The organism is Cypionkella sp., from assembly GCF_028290025.1.
In the GTDB taxonomy this organism is placed as follows: domain Bacteria; phylum Pseudomonadota; class Alphaproteobacteria; order Rhodobacterales; family Rhodobacteraceae; genus Cypionkella.
This window is the reverse complement of record NZ_JAQGKQ010000091.1, coordinates 1-15,992: the sequence shown is the minus strand read 5'-3', so window position 1 is coordinate 15,992 and position 15,992 is coordinate 1. Positions and strand designations below refer to the sequence as shown.

Sequence of the window (15,992 nt, the reverse complement as noted above, 5' to 3'; positions counted from 1 at the left end):
GTGATGACCCTTTCAGCTGCTCCGCTTATCTATATTCTGATCTTCGTGGCTGTCGTTGTGATGGTGAACGGGCTTTATCTTGTGGTGTTTGGCAAGTCGATCAGCCTGAACAGCCGGATGAGCCGCCGCCTTGCTCTGCTGGAGAAAAACAACAACCGCGAACAGGTTTTGGAGCAACTGCGCAAAGAGACCGAGCAGCACGTCAACTCGCGCGGCATCCCGCTGTATTCGATCCTCGCCAAGAAAGCCCAGAAAGCCAACATTGCCTTCAGCCCGCAGCAACTGGTGTTGATTATGGTCGGCATGGTTGGCGTGGCTTTTGTCGGGCTGACCCTTGGCACGCAAGTCGCCCTGCCCATCCGGGTGCTGGTTGCTGTAGGTATGGGCGTGGGTGGCGTGTATTTCTGGGTCAACGGCAAGGCCAAAAAGCGCATCGCCTTGATGGATGAACAACTGCCAGACGCCGTGGAACTGATGGTGCGGTCTTTGCGCGTCGGTCATCCGTTTGCCTCTGCCATCGGTATCGTCGCCAAAGAAGTCCCCGACCCCTTGGGTACCGAATTTGGCATGATCGCCGATGAGGCCGCTTATGGCCGCAATGTCGCTGACAGTCTGAAAGCCTTTGCCGAACGCATGGACAGCCAGGATCTGCGCTTTCTCGCCGTTGCCGTCACCATTCAGCAAACCTCGGGCGGTAACTTGGCCGAAATCCTTGAAGGTCTGTCCAAGGTAATCCGCGCCCGCTTCAAACTGTTTCGCCGCGTCAAAGCCATCACAGGTGAGGCGAAATGGTCGGGCATGTTCCTGTCTATGTTCCCGATCGGCGCGATTGTGATGATCAACATCATCAAGCCTGACTACTACGATGATGTAGCGACATCGTCGGTGTTTATTCCTGCCTGCCTCGCTGTCGGAGTGTTTTTGGTAATCAACATCATCTTCATGCGTATCATGGTCAACATTAAGGTCTAAACGTCATGGAATTTCTGAACAATATCAACACGCAACTGACCGATAATTTTGGCCCCTTGGGGCCGCTGTTGGCGTTGGGCTTGTTCGGCTTGTCGCTGATCGTCGCCGTCTTGCCGATGATGCTGAAAAAGCAGCCAGAGCCGTTCGACAAGTTGAAAGCACTGCGCAAAGAGATCGAAGGCGTCGCATCATCCAAACGCGGCGCGGCTCTGCGGCATAGCGAAAAGGTTGACCGCCTGCAAAAGTTCGCCTCGTTCCTCGAACCGCAGGATGAGCAGACCATGACCGCTTCACGGCTGAAAATGGTGCGGGCGGGCTACAAGCAAAAGAACGCTGTCCGCACCTTCCACTTCGCGCAGCTGGCGCTGGGGGTGGGCTTGCTCGCCTTGGGGATGCTCTATACCTTCACCGGCAATAATGGCGCCGAGGTTTCCACCCAAGTGATGATTATCTCCACCCTGCTGCCCGGCGGCTTGGGCTATTACTTTCCAATGTATTGGGTCAACAGCCGGGTGCAAAAGCGCCAAAACGAAATCGTCTCGGGCTTTCCCGACGCACTTGATCTGATGCTCGTCTGTGTAGAGGCTGGCCAATCGCTTGACCAATCCATCAACCGCATCGCAAAAGAAAGCCGCAACTCTTGCCCCGCTTTGGCCGAAGAATTTGAGACCGTCGCGCAAGAAGTCAAAGCCGGTAAAGAGCGCGTAAAGGTGCTGAAAGACCTGTCAGAGCGCGTCGGCATCGCCGATATCTCGTCGTTCTGTACCACGCTCGTACAATCCGCGACCTTCGGTACCTCAATGTCCGACGCGCTGCGGGTCTATTCTGCAGAAATGCGTGATAAACGCATCATGCGGGCGGAAGAATTGGCAAACAAGTTGCCGACAAAGCTGACGCTTGGCACTATGCTGTTCACGCTACCACCGCTTTTGATCATTCTGATCGGACCTTCAGTTTACGGGATTTCGAAAACTCTTGGTGGCGGCTGACATGGGCGCCAAGCCCGATTTAACGAGGCGAGTATTGAAGCGCACGGCAGCAACGGCCCTTCTGGTTTGCACAACTTTGGCCGCCTGTGAACACACTGGCGGCCTTAGCGCATCCGGCAACGCCCGAAACGTGCCCTTCGCCGCAAATGGCCGCGAGCAAGGTGTCGATGGCCTGCTGGTCGGACACCGTTTAATGGAAGCGGGCGAGTATGAACTGGCGATGCGCGCCTATTACCGCGCCGCAGCCGAACAGGGCATGAACGCCGATGTGCTGTCTGCGATTGGCTCGGCTGATCTAAAGCTCGGCCGCTTGGGTCAAGCCGAACAGGTGCTGCGCCGCGCGATCGAAGCCGATGAAACCAATGTGCCCGCGCTGAACAATCTTGGCTGTGTGCTGATCGAACAAGGCAAGGTCGGCGAGGCCCGCCGCGTATTCCAACAAGCGTTTGCCCTGGACAGTGGCCAATCGGACTCCATCCGCGAAAATCTCAAGCTGGCTATCGCGCGCAGTGAGACCGCGCTGTATGATCCGGCTCAGGATGAAAAACCAGTTATGAAACTCGTGCGGCGCGGGCAAGGCAGCTACGTTTTGCTCTCGCAACTCTGAAAATGTTGAAGCTTATTTTGTAACCATATTTGAGTATCGAGCAGTCAGACCAAAAAGGACGCAAAATGCGCCAACCTGTTTTGCTAACACTGTGCCTGCTGGGTGCAACCGCTTTGAGCGGCTGCCAAGGCACCCGCGACGCCAATGCCCAACGCGCGCTAAAGGCCGTTAACGTCGTCGACGAATCCAACCTCAGCGACATCATGCTGACGGTAGGCGACCCTAATGAAGCCGTGGCCTATTTCCAGAAATCGAGTACCGAAAACCCCGACCGTATCGATTTAAAACGGGGCTTGGCTAAATCGCTGATCCGCGCCAACAAACCTTCCGAAGCGATAGCCGTCTACACCGCTATTATCGCAACTCCGCAAGGCACCAGTGAAGACCGCGTCGGGCTGGCAGATGCGCAAGTGCGCACCTCGAACTGGCCCGCCGCCGAAGCCACGCTAAACACCGTCCCGCCGACGTTCGAAACATTTGAGCGTTATCGCTTGGAAGCCATGGTCGCCGACAGCAAAAAAGACTGGAAAAAAGCCGATAGCTTTTACGATATCGCCGCTGGCCTCACCACCAAACCCTCGGGCGTCTACAACAACTGGGGTTTCTCGAAGCTGAGCCGTGGTGATAGCGCCGGGGCTGAAAAGCTTTTCCTCGAAGCGCTGACCTACGACCCGAGCAGCTTTACCGCCAAGAATAACCTTATCCTCGCCCGTGCCGCCCAGCGCAAATATGATTTGCCAGTGATCGACATGACGCAGACAGAGCGCGCCCAGCTATACTACACACTCGGCCTCGCTGCCGTGAAGCAAGGCGATACCTCTGTCGGTCGCGAATTGCTGCAACAAGCCGTCGATACTTCGCCTACTTATTTTGAGGCGGCCGAGCGCAGCCTGAAAGCGCTGAGTGGTTGATATGATCTCGCCCTACGTAGCCCTCGCCTTCCTTCCGTTCTGCTTCGCCATAGCCATCTGGGCTTCGTGGAGCGACATGAAGTTTATGAAGATTCCAAACAAAGCCGGGGCGGCGATGCTTATCCTGTGGCTTGTGTTGGGCCTCATCATGGTGCCGTTTAACCTCTGGCTCTGGGGTTGGGCCTTGGCAGTCTGCGTGTTGGTCGCAGGCTTCATCCTGAACGCAGGCGGAGCAGTCGGCGCAGGTGACGCAAAATTTGCAGCCGCCATGGCCCCGGTGTTCATTCACGCCGACCTGCGCTTCGTGCTCGGCCTCTACGCCGCCTGCTTGCTCGGAGCCTTCGCCGCCCACCGCCTCGTGGGCTTTGCACCTGCCTTCCGCGCCGCGACTCCCGACTGGCAAAGCTGGACGCATAAGGATTTTCCGATGGGGCTGGCGCTGTCAGGGACACTGATCTTCTACCTTTTGGCCGCACTCTTGCCGCTTTTCTAGGCCAAACCCAAGCATGAGAGAGCGGCGCGCAACAACCGCGCCGCCGATGCAAAGGTGCCGCCGATGAACATGCAAGTGCCGCTAGGGGTGCAACCGCCACCGCAACCGAAGTCCTTGGCCGAAACCGGCCTATCCTCGGTGATGATGCGCGACATCCTGTTAAAAACCATGTTCCGCATGAACCTCGACATGGTCACAGACCTGTCGCGCGCAATCTGCCTGCCCGTCGTGTTGGTGCAAGAACTCGTCGATGCCGCCCGACAGCAGCGTCTGCTAGAGGCCAAAGGCACCCTGAACGCCACCTCGACGAGCAATGAAATGGGCTACCAGTTGACCGATGCCGGTAAAGCCCGCGCGCTGGATGCCCTGTCACAATCCGAATATTACGGCGCTTTGCCTATCCCACTGGCCGCCTATTCGGCACAGATGAAACGCCAATCGGTCCGCGACATCAAACTGACCCGGCCCGAGTTGATGAAGGGCATGGGCCACCTGATCCTACCGCCCGATCTGATCTCCAACCTCGGCCCCGCTGTCACATCAGGCCGCTCCATCCTGATGTATGGCCCGCCTGGAAACGGAAAATCGAGCATTTCCAATGGCATCCGCGCCGCCTTGGGCGACAAGATCTACGTGCCCCGCGCCATCGAATATTCCGGTCAGGTTATCACCGTCTATGACCCGATCGTGCACTCCTCGGCCGAATCTTCCGTCGATGACCCGAACGCGCTGCGCCGCACCGGCAATCGCTACGACAACCGCTACGTCTATTGCGAACGCCCCTCGGTGATCACCGGTGGCGAGTTGACCCTCGACATGCTCGATCTGAAATACAACCCGACCGCCCGCACCTACCAAGCCCCGCTGCAACTGAAAGCTTCCGGCGGCATCTTCATCGTCGATGACTTGGGCCGCCAAGCCGAGCCGCCGCAAAAGCTGGTCAACCGCTGGATCGTGCCGCTAGAGGAATCCCGCGACATCCTAGCACTGCAATCCGGCGAGAAATTCACCGTGCCCTTCGACACGCTGGTGATTTTCTCCACCAACTTCCACCCGAACGACATTTTTGACGGCGCGGCCCTGCGCCGGATCTTCTTCAAAATCAAAATCGACGGCCCGAACCAAGAGATGTTCCTGAAAATCTTCGCCATGGTGGCCAAGAAAAAGCAAATCCCGCTGGATGAGGCGACGCTGATCTACATGCTGAAAACCAAATACCCCACCATTGCCAACAACTACGCCAACTATCAGCCGACATTCCTGATCGACCAAATGATCGCCGTTTGCGAGTTCGAAGGCATCCCAAATCAGATGAGTCCCGAACTGATCGACCGCGCTTGGGGCAACATGTTCGTGCGCCAAGAGACGATTGCGAAGTAGCCGATCGTGGTCATCGTATAGTTAAATCAGCCCTTATCGCCCATCACGACCGACCTGTCGCCAATGCACAAGTTCAATAATTTGATTAAAATGTTGCTTTCGCACTGGCTTAAATATCCCGCGGGGGTCTGTGGGTGTGAAACCCCCAGCGGCCAGCCCCAAGCGCTGCTAAAACCGCCGCACGCCCGCTTCTGTCACCATCATATCCAACCGCTGATCGAATTCATCAATCGGAACCTCAGCCAACTCCTGCGCTGAAAACCCAAATCCCACCGCCAACGTTGCCCGCTTCATCCGCAACCCCTGCAAGGTCCGGTCATAAAACCCGCCGCCATAACCCAAACGAAACCCGCGCGCGTCAAAGCCGACCAGCGGCACGATCAGCACTTCGGGCTCAATCCACGCGCCCTCGGCCGGGATCAAAGCCCCAAAGGCTCCCATCTCCATAGCGCATCCCGGCGACCATTCGCGAAAGCGCAGCGCCTGCCCCGGCCCGATGATCACCGGAACACACACCGGCCCCTGATGCGCCAACATTGCCGCCATCGGATCGGCTTCGGTGCGCATCGCCATGTAACCAGCCAAAGCTTGCCCGCCATACGCAGCCAAAACATCGGCCAACAACTCCGCCGCCTGCCCCTGCCCTGCTGCAAACGCCAGTTTCCGCGCCGCAAACGCCGCTTTGCGCGCTTCTGCCTTGTCCATCACAGCAGCACCATCGTCGCCAGCCCCAGAAACGCCAGATACCCCAGCACATCGGTCAATGTGGTGACGAACGTCCCCGAGGCCAGCGCCGGGTCCAGATCCAACCGATGCAGCCCCAGCGGTACCAACACCCCGCCCATTGCCGCCACCAGCTGATTGGTGATCATCGCAGCCCCTAGTACCATCCCCAGTTTCCAGTCGCCAAAGATCACCGTTCCCGCCACCCCCAGCAGAAAAGCCAAAGCCAAGCCGTTCAGCAGCCCGCCGACCAATTCGCGCATGACCACCCGCTTGGCGTTGGCAGAGGTCAGGCTGCGCGTGGCCAGCGCCCGCACCGCCACCGCCAGCGATTGCGTCCCGGCAATCCCCCCGGTTGAGGCCACAATCGGCATCAAGGCAGCCAAAGTCACCAGACTCGCAATCGTCGACTCGAACCGAGAAATCACAAATGCCGAAATCGACGCGGTAAACAGGTTCACCACCAGCCACGGCAAACGCTGCCGCGCCGTTGCCAAAACCCCATGCGACAGACTCGAGTCATCGCCAACACCCGCCAGCCGCAGCATGTCCTGCTCGTGTTCCTCATCCAGCACGTTCATCGCGTCATCAATGGTAATCACGCCGACCAGCCGCCCGGTGCCATCGACGACGGGGGCAGAAATCAAGTGATACTGGTTGAACATATAGGCCACATCGGCCTCGGATTCCGTCGCCGGAACCGTGCGGAAACTGTCTTCCAATATGTCCTTCAACCGAACCTCACGCCTGCTGGAAAGCAGCCGCCCCAACGTCACGTAACCCGTTGGTTTCACACGGGGGTCAACCAAGATCACATGATAGAATTGATCCGGCAAATGCGGCGTCTCACGCAGATAATCGGTCGCCTCGCCCACCGTCCAATGCTCGGGCGCCACCACCACTTCGCGCTGCATCAGACGGCCGGCGGATTCCTCCGGGAAGCCCATCGCCTGCTGCACCGCAACCCGGTCGGCATCCTCCAAAGCGTCAAGGATCAAACCCTGCTGCGGCAGATCAAGGTCTTCGAGAATATCGACCACGTCGTCGGTGTCGAGTTCCCGCATTGCTTCGGCGACCACAGAACGCGGCAGCGATTCGATGACTTCCTCGCGGATGGATTCGTCAATCTCGGACAGAATCTCGCCGTCGATCTCACCCGACCACAAAGCCAGCAGCGCCCGACGATCCGCAGAGCCGATCTGCTCCAGCACGTCAGCAATGTCCGCCGCGTGCAGCGGCTCCATCAATTCGGTGATACGCGCGGTGTCTTGGGCGTCTACCGCGTCAAGGATTGCCGCCACGCGATCGGCGTGGACTTCATCTTCGTCCATAACTGCCAGATTTTCCGCCATGACACACTCCTTTGCCACCTGCTTACAGAAAGCTGTTTCAACGAAACAGGGGGCATGCAGAAATTTACCTAAGCGCCATAAGCCTATACCATGGCCGGGTTTGGCAAGCGGAGTATGTCATGTCAGAGCAAGTCGGGGCCGATATTCTTTTGGGGCAAGTGCTGTCCTTCGCAAGCGATCCCTTCGCGGATGGCCCCAGTGCCGCGCGCCACGAGTCGCATGGCGCGGTAGCCATCGAAAACGGCAGGATTCTCGCCACTGGCCCCGCCGATCAAGTCCGCGCCGCTTATCCTCAAGCGCGTATCACCGACTACGGCCAATGCCTGATCTCTGCAGGCTTCATCGACGCGCATGTGCATTACCCACAAACCGCGATCATCGCCTCGTGGGGTAAACGCCTGATCGACTGGCTGAACAGCTACACCTTCCCCGAGGAAATGCGCTTCGCCGACCGCGCTTATGCCGACGAGATCGCCAACCGCTACCTGGATCTCGCCCTCGCGCACGGCACCACCTCAATGTGCACCTACGCCACCATCCACCCGGAAAGCGTGGACGCCTTCTTCACCGCCGCCCAAAGCCGTGGTCTGCGCGCCTTCGCAGGCAAAACCTGCATGGACCGCAATGCGCCCGAAACCCTACGTGACACCGTGCAATCGAGCTATGACGACAGCAAACGCCTGCTGCAAAAGTGGCACCGCCAAGATCGACTGTCCTATGTCATCACCCCAAGGTTCTCGCCCACCTCGACCCCCGAGCAACTCGCCGCTTTAGGCCAGCTTTGGCACGAATACCCAGATTGCCTGATGCAAACCCACCTCTCCGAGCAGGTTGATGAAATCGCATGGGTGAAAGACCTGTTCCCACAATCGCGTGACTATCTCGACACCTACGAATCCCAAGGACTACTGCGGAGCGGTGCCGTCTACGGCCACGCCATCCACCTTACCCAACGCGAGAAAGACCGCCTGATTGAAGCCGGAGCGAGCCTCGTCCACTGCCCGACCTCCAACACCTTCATCGGCTCCGGCCTGTTCGATATGTCCCATGCGAACCACCTGCGCGTCGGCCTCGCCACCGACACCGGCGGCGGCTCAAGCTTCTCCATGCTGCACACCATGGCGGCCGCATATGAGGTCGGCCAACTGCGCGGCCAAGCCCTGCACCCTGCCCACCTTTGGTGGTTGGCAACCGTAGGCTCCGCCCGCGCGCTGCACGCCGAGCATCAAATCGGCAACATCGCCCCCGGCATGGAGGCCGACCTCACCATCCTAGACCTGCAGTCTACCCCCGCCATCGAACAATCCACCCGCCGCGCCGCCGACATCTGGCAAGCGATCTTCCCCACCATCATGATGGGCGACGACCGCGCCATCCGCGCGACATGGATCGGTGGCAAATCCACCGCTTAGGGCACCTTCGGCACCGCAAGCCCAGACGTCGCGTTCATCCCAACAACCGTAACGGCAAGACCATTGCGCGCAAACCGATCGCGCACCTTCTCAACTGCCGCGAGCGCCGTGATGTCCCACAACTGCGCCCGTGACAGGTCTATCGTCACCGGGCCCTGGTGGTTCAGCGGATCAAACGCATCTATAAACGCATCTGCCGAGGCGAAAAAGATCTGCCCCTCAACCACATAGCTGTCACCGTCGCGCCGCACACTCTGCATCCGCGCCACCTTTGCCGCGAAGAACACCCCGCTCATCAACACGCCCACCAGCACGCCCATCGACAAATTATGGCTCAGGATCGTCACCGCGACCGTCACCAGCATCACCAGATTTGACAGCAACGGAGTGCCGCGCAGCCGCCGCAGCGATCCCCAATCAAAGGTATCAATCGACACCATAATCATGATCGCAACCAACGCCGCCACCGGCACTTGCGCAACAACGCCCTTCAGCGCCACCATCAGGATCAGCAAAATCCCCCCAGCCGCCAAGGTCGAAAGCCGCCCACGCCCGCCATATTTCACATTGGAAACCGTCTGCCCGATCATCCCGCAGCCCGCGATACCGCCAAACAGACTGGTCGCGACATTCGCCAGCCCCAAGCCACGCGCCTCTGCATCCTTGTTGGAAGGCGTACCGGTCTGATCATCGACCACCCCCGCCGTCATCAACGATTCGAGCAATCCCACCATGGCAATCGCCAAAGCGGGCAGGAAAATGATGTTCAAAAGCTCCAGATTGATCGCCACATTTGGCCACGCGAACATCGGCAAACCATCCGGCAGCTGCCCCAGATCGGCAATCCGCGGCACCGCGATGTTCAGCGCCGAACACAATGCCGTCAACACCACCACACAAATCAACGGCGCGGGAATACGCGTCGTCAGCCGTGGAACCAGATAAATAATCGCCAGACCCGCTGCGATCACCGCATAACCAATCGCGCCCGCGTTCAGGATATGCGGCAGTTGCGCCGCAAAGATCAGCACCGCCAGCGCGTTGACAAACCCTGTCCGCACCGAGTTTGAGACATAGCGCATCAGCGCAGAAAGCCGCGCAAAGCCAAACAGCATCTGGAACATTCCAGCGAGCAATCCTGCCGCAAACAGATACTGAATACCGTGATCACGCACCAGCGGCGCCACCACCAAAGCCACCGAACCCGCCGCAGCCGAAATCATCGCCGGCCTGCCGCCAAACAGCGCGATCACCACGCTAATGACGAAAGATGAATATAGCCCGACCGACGGATCGACCCCTGCCGTCACCGAAAAGGCGATAACCTCGGGGATAAGCGCGAAAGTAGCGACCGCACCGGCCAGGATTTCCCGCACAGGGTTTTCCCGCCACTGGCGCGCATAATGCCAAAAGCTGTTCATAATATGAGAGGACGCGATCAAATGCGTTGTCCGGCGGATCGGCGGCCGGAATAGCCACCCGGAGTTGCACCGGGTCCAAGAGATTGCCCCTTTGCTAGGCGATCAATGGCGAAAAGCCAACCCCTGCCACCGCCTTTTCGAGGCGCAGTTATTCAGCGGCACTGCCTATTCGACCGCCGAGCCTGTCACGTAGCACGACATAAACACCGACCAAGCCGCCTTCACCCGTCCCAAGCGCCCAAAAGCCTCAGGCGTCGTCCAATTCCCAGCCGTCCGGTTCAAACAAAAACGGCAGCACGATTTCCGTCGCCAGCCACTCCCACTCCCACACCGTCTCTGCGTCAATCGTGATCGGCCCGATCCGGGCCTGCAACACATCGCCGGAATGACTGGCCTTGAAGCCCTTGGCCCGCAGCGCCTTTTCTACCGCCGCCCAAGCCGTATCGACTTCCTCGGCGACGAATTCATAGACCACCACGGCGGTCTTTGGCAGCCGCACACCCCGGCTGACCTTGGCAAAGGTTTCGAACGTATCCGCCCGCTGTTCCTTGTAGTCATGCATGAACCGCCTCCTTCTGCACAGGTTGGCGCGAAATGCGAATCACGCGCCGCTTGATATTGCCGCGCTCGCCTTGTATCCCCTGCATTCAAGATTAGAATAGGGTCTGCTGTCATGCAGGGCCCCTCGGGCCATCAAACGCCCCCTGAACCGGAGTTCGCTTATGTCCTGGACCGACGAGCGCGTCGAGACGCTCAAGAAAATGTGGGCTGAGGGTCAGTCTGCCAGCCAGATTGCCAAAGAACTCGGCGGCGTCACCCGCAATGCCGTGATCGGCAAAGTGCACCGCCTTGGTCTGTCAAACCGCGTCGGCGGCGGTGTGGTTGAAGGCGAGGAGCCGGAAGTAGCCGCAAGCCCCGCCGCCGCCCCGCGTGCCGAACCTGCACCAAAGCCCGCCGCGGTTGAGCCGCCCGCAGCCCGTCCCGCCGCACCCGAGCGTGCAGCGCCCGAGCCGCGCCCGGCAGCAGCGCCCGCGCCTTCCCCATCTGCGATCGTCACCACCCTGCCGATCCCGATGCGCAAAGCCATCATCCCGGCGGGCCAACCCCTGCCGCCGCAACCCTCCGCCAACGAAATCAGCCCCGAGGCTTTGGCTTCGGTGCGCGAAGTCGAAAAGCGCGCCAAGCGCCTGACGCTGATGGAATTGACCGAGCGCACCTGCAAATGGCCAATCGGCGACCCCGCAACCGAAGACTTCTGGTTCTGCGGCCTGCCGTCCGTTCCCGGCAAACCCTACTGCGAAGCCCATGTCAGCGTAGCGTTCCAACCGATGAGCGCCCGCCGCGACCGTCGCCGCTAAGCGCAAACCACCATCGCGCCTTCCGCCGTTCAGGCGAAAGGTCGTTCCTTGAATAAATAAAAGGCGCGAGCATTTCTCGCGCCTTAATCATTGCTCGCCCTCAGCGATTTTAAGCGGCAGCGCAGCATATCAGGCTTAGGACGTGTCGAGCTAAGCCTGCACAATCTGAAATCTCGGATGTTCGGCAAAAATGCTCTCAATGATGGCGAAATAGCTCGGCCCATCGCCACGCTCCAGCGCATCCAACTGCGCCTGAACAGCCACCCTATCAAATTTACCGGGCGTATTCAGCTTCGCCAGCAGCCAACCCCGCGTCGCCTCAACACCCAAAGCCGCACGGCTCTGTGCCATATCGGACCACAAGATCACAACCGCGCCGCCCCCCGCCGCGACACCATAGCCACCATACAACATGTCACTCAGCGCATCGAGACTGTCCCCCAAGACCCAATCCTCCCCCGCCATAAACACCCGGTTTATCTCGCGATAGAACCCTGCAATCGACGAAATACTCGCGCCCTTGATCTCAATCTGAATGGCAGGCCGCGTTGCCTGAATGTCAGCCTGCGTTTTCATCACCTGTCACAATCTTACCAAAGCCCCGCCAGCCACTGCTACATGCACAGCGTCCAGCCACAAGCAAACCCATCCCAACCTCAATTCCCGCCGCCCAGCAACTTCTCCAACGCCTTCTGCGCACCCTCGTCCACCGCCTCATTCATCCGCCGCCGCGCCGCATCCTCAAGGCTCTCGCCGTCCTGCTGCACCACGCCCAACTCATCCTCCAGCTTGGCTCGCGCCTTAGCTTCCAACTCCGCCCGCTTAGCTTCCGCCTGAGCCTGCAAAGCCGCCTTCTGCTCGGCGAGTTTCTCATCCGCAATCGCCTGCAAATCCAGAGAAAATTTCGGGTTGGCCCAAGACCCCCTAATCAACAGCGGAGCCGTCAACCCGCCCGCCCCGGTATCATCCGCCAAAGCAGTGGCCTTAATCCGATACTCCAAATTCCGCGCGCCCAAGCCCACATCCCCCACGCCCCGCGCCGTGATATAAGGCGATTTCAGCACCAAATCCTCATTGTGCAGCACGCCCGCCGCCATCGTAAAACTGCCGCCCAAACTGTCAAAAATCGTCTTCTGCCCCTCGCCCACATAAGACATATCCAGCGTCCGCAGCATCCCCGCGATATCCAACCCCAAAATCTCGCCATTGCTCAACGCCACAGACCCCGACCCCTCCAGCGAGTGCATAATCGCATCCACCGACACCCCCGAGCCCAAAAACTTCACCCGCAAATCGCCCGTCCCCACCAGCCGCTGATATCCGCCGAAATCCGCCAGCATCGGCTGCAACGCCATGCCCGCAAACGATAAATCCCCACCGACCGACAGCCCCTTGCGCCCATTAACCACGAATTGACCCGAGATCACGCCCTCATACGCCGACACCTTGCGTAACTCTGCCACCAGCCGAGACCGCTCATTGGTCAGTACGATCTGCGACGGCCCAAACTTCACCATCCCCAGATCAATGCTGTCCGCCGTCACCGCCACCACTGCATCCAGCGCCGCCAGCGCGCTCACATCAATCCGATCCTTCGGCCAGCCCGACGCCTGCACGCCGCCTTCCGAACCACCTCCTTGAGTGCCCGACACCGCCACCAAATCCAGACCACCCGCCACCACCTTGGCCGAAAGCTTCGCCCGCGCCCCCGCCGTCGTCAGATCAGCGTCCACCGCCAGAGTGTTGCCATCCAAGCTGACCGATCCGCTGCGCAAATGCACAGACCCCGCCGTGGTGAACGTCACCGCCCCCGACACCTGCACATCCGACGCCCCCAAACCGCTCGGCAAATCCGGTGCCGCCATCCCCGCCAAAGCCGAAATCGCCGCGAGATCGCCCAGATCGGCGGTCAGCGCGCCCTTGCCCTCGCCCGCCAGACCCGCCTCACCCTCAAACCCAACCGAGGCATCCCCCGCCACCAGCTTCAGATCGCTACCCACCACCTTGCCATCGACAAAATCCTGAAATGCCGCGACCTTACCCGCAAAACTGAACGACTGCCCGTTCATCACCGCCGCCAAATCCAACGTCGCAGCCCCGGTGTAATTCGGGATCGCCACTGCACCCGTAATCCCGCTCAGCTCATAACGCACCCCCGCCTTGTGATCGGCAAACACCACCACGCCGCCCGAAACCGAGGCATTATCCAGCGTGAACGCCCGCCCGACCCCCGGCGTCGCCTTTGACACCGTGCCACCAGACCCGCCGCCGCCAAAAACCCAGTTTTCCGCGCCCTGCGCCGACCGCTCCAGCACGATCCGAGGGTTGATCGCCTCCACCCCGGTGATCTTCACGTCGCCCCCGATCAGCGCCATTAAATCCACCGAAATCGACAGCCCCTCGGCCTGCACCATCGGCCCCTCTTTCGACCATTCCGCGTTGGAAATCGAAATCGGCCCGGTCGTCACCCCCAGCTGCGGCCAAACCTGTGGCCGTACCGAGCCAGAGATCACCAACTCCCGCCCGGTCAGCGCATTGAACTTCGCCACCGCAATGCCCGCGACCTTCTCAGCCGGGATCAGAAACACCGCTCCCACTCCAAAAATAACCAGCAAAACCAATGCCATAACCGAACGGATGATCCAGCGCATACTACCCTCACAACGACCCTGCCTCCGAGTCTACAAGCAAGCCGCGGCCAAACAAGCCACCCTGTGCCGTTTGGCAACACTTCGCCCGATACACCCGCGTCACCGCCCTGTTACATTCGGCTGATTTACCGCCAGCGAAACAGGAGTCCCCCATGCCCGAGTCGACCACAAACGCCACCGCATCCCCGCAAGCCCTCGACTGGCTGGAAGCCGAACTCGCCGATGCTTTTGATGAGCAATATGAGATAGAACTGGAAGACGCCCAGCTTTCGCTCGAAATCTCCAAGATTTACAAAGACAAACACCCTGACGGCGACCGCCACGAGTATTTCCAATCGCTGATCCGCCTGCAATCAGAGCTGATCAAGCTGCAAGATTGGGTGTCGTATCACAAGAAAAAGGTCGTCGTGCTGTTTGAGGGCCGCGATTCGGCGGGCAAAGGCGGCGTGATCAAACGCATCAGCCAACGCCTCAACCCGCGCGTCGTTCGCGTCGTAGCACTCCCCGCGCCGTCCGACCGTGAGAAAACCCAATGGTATTTCCAACGCTACGTTCCGCACCTGCCCGCAGGCGGCGAAATCGTGCTGCTGGACCGCAGCTGGTATAACCGCGCCGGGGTCGAACGCGTGATGGGCTTTGCCATATTACCGTGATCAAATATTGGTTCTCAATCACCGATGAAGAACAACAAATGCGCTTCCTGATGCGGATACACGATCCGATGAAGCAATGGAAACTCTCACCAATGGATCTGCAATCCCGCGTCCGTTGGGAGGATTATACCAAAGCCAAAGAAGAAATGATGGCCCGCACCAACATCCCCGAAGCGCCGTGGTATATTGTCGACGGCAACGATAAAAAACGCGCCCGCCTGAATTGCATCGACCACCTGCTAAAACAATTCCCCTATGAGCCAGTGCCGCACGAAGAAGTCACCCTGCCGAACCGCGTGTTTAATCCGCAGTATGAGCGGGCGGTATTACCGCCGGAACTGTATGTGCCGGGGAAGTATTAAGCGCCCCTAAACCCCTGATCTACGCCGCCCCGGCCTTGAGCCGGGGCCTCATGTTGTAAGCAGAGGCCCCGGCTCAAGGCCGGGGCGGCGTGGAGAAACTGGAAATGGCGCTGACACGCATCGAATGCGTTTGCTGAAACCGCGCTATAGCGGCAAAGCTTTGATCTATTGACGCGTACCGAAAGAAAACTCTGCGGGGCACAGTTTTCGGGTTCATTGCTCGTAAGGCTAAAGCCGTCGAGCGAGGGGCGTCTTTGCACAACCTACGCCCAACAATCACGTCGCGCCTGCCTTGGGCAGGAAGGCGCGGCCCCGCCAATCCTGCCAAGCCCGCCGCCAAATAGTCCGTGCGGAACTGATCGCTCCGCTGCGGTGTTACCATTCCAACCCCTGAAACCGGAGTAGGTATGGACACCATTGTCGCATTCGATTGGCCCCGCGTGTTCATGGGCGATGAGCCGCCCTTGTTCCTTCTGGAAATCCTGCTGCGCGTATTGGTGATCTGGCTGTGGACAATGATCCTGCTGCGTTGGGTTGGCGGCCGAAGTCTTTCGCAACTGTCGTTGGTCGAGTTTTTGTTGGTCATCCGCGCTCGGCTCAGCTGTAGGCGACTCGATAATCTATCCCGATGTGCCACTGATCCATGCTATGCTGGTGATCCTGACGGTCGTGGTGCTGGACAAGGCGGTTAATCTTGCAATCCGGCGC

At 59.4% G+C, this 15,992-nt stretch carries 15 protein-coding genes, 1 pseudogene and 1 other annotated feature; of the genes and pseudogenes, 10 read left to right on the top strand and 6 right to left on the bottom strand.

All coding sequences use genetic code 11. From position 1 onward, the window contains the following. Positions 1-3: 3 nt before the first annotated feature. The 6 genes from JWS10_RS16005 to JWS10_RS15980 all read left to right on the top strand — a co-directional run bounded on the left by JWS10_RS16005 (position 4) and on the right by JWS10_RS15980 (position 5,352). The gene (locus JWS10_RS16005; RefSeq protein ID WP_299473449.1) at positions 4-972 is read left to right on the top strand and encodes a type II secretion system F family protein; all 969 of its coding nucleotides are present in this window, start codon (positions 4-6) and stop codon (positions 970-972) included. 5 nt (positions 973-977) lie between these two features. Continuing rightward, positions 978-1,961 (top strand): type II secretion system F family protein, encoded by a 984-nt coding sequence (locus JWS10_RS16000; RefSeq protein WP_299473446.1) that lies wholly within the window; start codon positions 978-980, stop codon positions 1,959-1,961. 1 nt (position 1,962) lies between these two features. Further along, positions 1,963-2,568, top strand: a complete 606-nt coding sequence (locus JWS10_RS15995; protein WP_299508848.1) for a tetratricopeptide repeat protein — start codon at positions 1,963-1,965, stop codon at positions 2,566-2,568. Between the two features lie 65 nt (positions 2,569-2,633). Further along, complete coding sequence (locus JWS10_RS15990; RefSeq protein ID WP_299508847.1) at positions 2,634-3,479, top strand: tetratricopeptide repeat protein; 846 nt, start codon at positions 2,634-2,636, stop codon at positions 3,477-3,479. Further along, positions 3,472-3,972: a prepilin peptidase gene (locus JWS10_RS15985; protein WP_299473437.1), complete on the top strand. Its 501-nt coding sequence runs from the start codon at positions 3,472-3,474 to the stop codon at positions 3,970-3,972. The genes JWS10_RS15990 and JWS10_RS15985 overlap by 8 nt, the downstream gene beginning before the upstream one ends. A gap of 63 nt (positions 3,973-4,035) precedes the next feature. Continuing rightward, on the top strand, positions 4,036-5,352 hold the full coding sequence (locus JWS10_RS15980) for an ATPase (protein ID WP_299473434.1): 1,317 nt from the start codon (positions 4,036-4,038) through the stop codon (positions 5,350-5,352). Between the two features lie 168 nt (positions 5,353-5,520). On the opposite strand, the gene JWS10_RS15975 is transcribed toward JWS10_RS15980, so the two are convergent. Further along, positions 5,521-6,057: a 5-formyltetrahydrofolate cyclo-ligase gene (locus tag JWS10_RS15975; protein ID WP_299508846.1), complete on the bottom strand. Its 537-nt coding sequence runs from the start codon at positions 6,055-6,057 to the stop codon at positions 5,521-5,523. After that, the gene (gene mgtE / locus JWS10_RS15970) at positions 6,057-7,427 is read right to left on the bottom strand and encodes a magnesium transporter (protein ID WP_299473427.1); all 1,371 of its coding nucleotides are present in this window, start codon (positions 7,425-7,427) and stop codon (positions 6,057-6,059) included. Before mgtE ends, JWS10_RS15975 begins: the two co-directional genes overlap by 1 nt. A 119-nt stretch (positions 7,428-7,546) precedes the next feature. Here mgtE and guaD point away from each other — a divergent pair, with 119 nt between their 5' ends. Beyond that, complete coding sequence (gene guaD, locus JWS10_RS15965) at positions 7,547-8,839, top strand: guanine deaminase (protein ID WP_299508845.1); 1,293 nt, start codon at positions 7,547-7,549, stop codon at positions 8,837-8,839. Here guaD and JWS10_RS15960 read toward each other — a convergent pair. Next, complete coding sequence (locus JWS10_RS15960; RefSeq protein ID WP_299508844.1) at positions 8,836-10,215, bottom strand: SulP family inorganic anion transporter; 1,380 nt, start codon at positions 10,213-10,215, stop codon at positions 8,836-8,838. The two genes, guaD and JWS10_RS15960, sit on opposite strands and share 4 nt — an antisense overlap. Before the next feature lie 69 nt (positions 10,216-10,284). Next, positions 10,285-10,340: a sequence feature (sul1 is cis-regulatory element that is thought to sense ions involved in sulfur or methionine metabolism; They are found in Alphaproteobacteria), on the bottom strand. Between the two features lie 167 nt (positions 10,341-10,507). Then, positions 10,508-10,822 carry a hypothetical protein gene (locus JWS10_RS15955; RefSeq protein ID WP_299508843.1) on the bottom strand — a complete coding sequence of 105 codons (315 nt, stop codon included), beginning with the start codon at positions 10,820-10,822 and terminating at the stop codon, positions 10,508-10,510. A gap of 160 nt (positions 10,823-10,982) precedes the next feature. Between JWS10_RS15955 and JWS10_RS15950 the strand changes: the two genes are divergently transcribed. Beyond that, positions 10,983-11,618: a GcrA family cell cycle regulator gene (locus JWS10_RS15950; RefSeq protein ID WP_299508842.1), complete on the top strand. Its 636-nt coding sequence runs from the start codon at positions 10,983-10,985 to the stop codon at positions 11,616-11,618. A gap of 150 nt (positions 11,619-11,768) precedes the next feature. Here the strand turns inward: JWS10_RS15950 and JWS10_RS15945 are convergent, their stop codons facing one another. Further along, the gene (locus JWS10_RS15945; RefSeq protein WP_299508841.1) at positions 11,769-12,194 is read right to left on the bottom strand and encodes a barstar family protein; all 426 of its coding nucleotides are present in this window, start codon (positions 12,192-12,194) and stop codon (positions 11,769-11,771) included. Between the two features lie 80 nt (positions 12,195-12,274). Continuing rightward, complete coding sequence (locus JWS10_RS15940) at positions 12,275-14,269, bottom strand: AsmA family protein (RefSeq protein ID WP_299508840.1); 1,995 nt, start codon at positions 14,267-14,269, stop codon at positions 12,275-12,277. A gap of 152 nt (positions 14,270-14,421) precedes the next feature. On the opposite strand from JWS10_RS15940, the pseudogene JWS10_RS15935 reads away from it, so the two are divergent. Both JWS10_RS15935 and JWS10_RS15930 read left to right on the top strand, forming a co-directional pair. Further along, a pseudogene (locus JWS10_RS15935) lies at positions 14,422-15,284 on the top strand (polyphosphate kinase 2). Positions 15,285-15,691: 407 nt separating this feature from the next. Beyond that, on the top strand, positions 15,692-15,976 hold the full coding sequence (locus JWS10_RS15930) for a hypothetical protein (protein ID WP_299508839.1): 285 nt from the start codon (positions 15,692-15,694) through the stop codon (positions 15,974-15,976). Positions 15,977-15,992 lie beyond the last annotated feature (16 nt).

What these genes read in the sequence shown, in the direction of transcription:
- JWS10_RS16005 (WP_299473449.1), top strand. Translation starts at nt 4, where the DNA reads ATGACCCTTTCAGCTGCTCCGCTTATCTATATTCTGATCTTCGTGGCT.
- JWS10_RS16000 (WP_299473446.1), top strand. Translation starts at nt 978, where the DNA reads ATGGAATTTCTGAACAATATCAACACGCAACTGACCGATAATTTTGGC.
- JWS10_RS15995 (WP_299508848.1), top strand. Translation starts at nt 1,963, where the DNA reads ATGGGCGCCAAGCCCGATTTAACGAGGCGAGTATTGAAGCGCACGGCA.
- JWS10_RS15990 (WP_299508847.1), top strand. Translation starts at nt 2,634, where the DNA reads ATGCGCCAACCTGTTTTGCTAACACTGTGCCTGCTGGGTGCAACCGCT.
- JWS10_RS15980 (WP_299473434.1), top strand. Translation starts at nt 4,036, where the DNA reads ATGAACATGCAAGTGCCGCTAGGGGTGCAACCGCCACCGCAACCGAAG.
- JWS10_RS15975 (WP_299508846.1), bottom strand. Translation starts at nt 6,057, where the DNA reads ATGGACAAGGCAGAAGCGCGCAAAGCGGCGTTTGCGGCGCGGAAACTG.
- mgtE (WP_299473427.1), bottom strand. Translation starts at nt 7,427, where the DNA reads ATGGCGGAAAATCTGGCAGTTATGGACGAAGATGAAGTCCACGCCGAT.
- guaD (WP_299508845.1), top strand. Translation starts at nt 7,547, where the DNA reads ATGTCAGAGCAAGTCGGGGCCGATATTCTTTTGGGGCAAGTGCTGTCC.
- JWS10_RS15955 (WP_299508843.1), bottom strand. Translation starts at nt 10,822, where the DNA reads ATGCATGACTACAAGGAACAGCGGGCGGATACGTTCGAAACCTTTGCC.
- JWS10_RS15950 (WP_299508842.1), top strand. Translation starts at nt 10,983, where the DNA reads ATGTCCTGGACCGACGAGCGCGTCGAGACGCTCAAGAAAATGTGGGCT.
- JWS10_RS15945 (WP_299508841.1), bottom strand. Translation starts at nt 12,194, where the DNA reads ATGAAAACGCAGGCTGACATTCAGGCAACGCGGCCTGCCATTCAGATT.
- JWS10_RS15940 (WP_299508840.1), bottom strand. Translation starts at nt 14,269, where the DNA reads ATGCGCTGGATCATCCGTTCGGTTATGGCATTGGTTTTGCTGGTTATT.
- JWS10_RS15930 (WP_299508839.1), top strand. Translation starts at nt 15,692, where the DNA reads ATGGACACCATTGTCGCATTCGATTGGCCCCGCGTGTTCATGGGCGAT.